The organism is Tsukamurella sputi (assembly GCF_007858445.1).
GTDB classification, from domain to species: Bacteria; Actinomycetota; Actinomycetes; order Mycobacteriales; family Mycobacteriaceae; genus Tsukamurella; species Tsukamurella sputi.
The window spans coordinates 1-796 of record NZ_VIGV01000031.1 but is presented as its reverse complement, the minus strand read 5'-3'; the positions used below and the strand labels follow the sequence as shown (position 1 = coordinate 796).

Here is a 796-nt window from a genome sequence, read left to right as displayed (position 1 = left end):
CCCCTTTAAGGCGCTTATAATACTCCTCAACACCCCAAAAACAGCCACCTGCAACAACAATCTCTCTTATATCTCTATTATCCATTATGTCCTCGCTTACTTGATCGCTTATCGAATCGCTCAATGACTCTTTGATACCGTTCAGTTTAGCATATTTCTCTTCGCCTACATTTAGAGCTGTGAAGTGCGTCATAATTTTATACAATAGGGGCTCTTTCTGAACTAGGGTCAAGGAGTCTAAAAATGAGTGAAGAATTAGATGATTTAACATTTGATCTCGATAACCTCTATGAGGGAGTTACGGCAAACTCTGATAATCCAATTGATACAACAGCGCCAGAAGTTGTGGAAGATACAGGTTGTACCGGTGGTGGTTGCACGCTCTAATTTCACTACGCTTAAGGGCATAATTACGATCGTTATCGCTGGTATTTACGGTATTTAATATTATCGAATGATAGCGAGAGTATCCTTTAAGTGGATCTTAAAGGTATCGAAGCTAAAAATAGAACGATCTATCAGAGAGGTAGATCGTTTTTTTAAGGCTATCGATAACCGACTTCTATGAAGTTAAGAGGGTAGGTAACATTCGCCCATACACCTTCTGATAGATCTTTAATAATTAGGTATTAATAGTCAGTATTAATCGGTAAGTATTAATTGGTAAGTATTATGGGTAAGTATTAATAGAGAACGGTTAGTAGGTTAATAGGTAAAGAGTAATAGGTAAATGTGAAGCATAAGGGAGATAGTAGATGGAGTTAACATTAGAAGCGATCAGAATCATCGATACAAT

Annotated in this window: 2 protein-coding genes; one reads left to right on the top strand and one right to left on the bottom strand. The window is 37.2% G+C overall.

Translation table 11 applies throughout. From position 1 onward, the window contains the following. Window positions 1-193: peptide-methionine (S)-S-oxide reductase (locus tag FK268_RS25800; protein ID WP_205124520.1), on the bottom strand; the 193-nt coding region annotated here is incomplete at its 3' end. A 50-nt stretch (window positions 194-243) separates the two neighbouring features. Between FK268_RS25800 and FK268_RS25795 the strand changes: the two genes are divergently transcribed. After that, the gene (locus FK268_RS25795; RefSeq protein WP_157953459.1) at window positions 244-387 is read left to right on the top strand and encodes a hypothetical protein; all 144 of its coding nucleotides are present in this window, start codon (window positions 244-246) and stop codon (window positions 385-387) included. The last annotated feature ends 409 nt before the right edge of the window (window positions 388-796 follow it).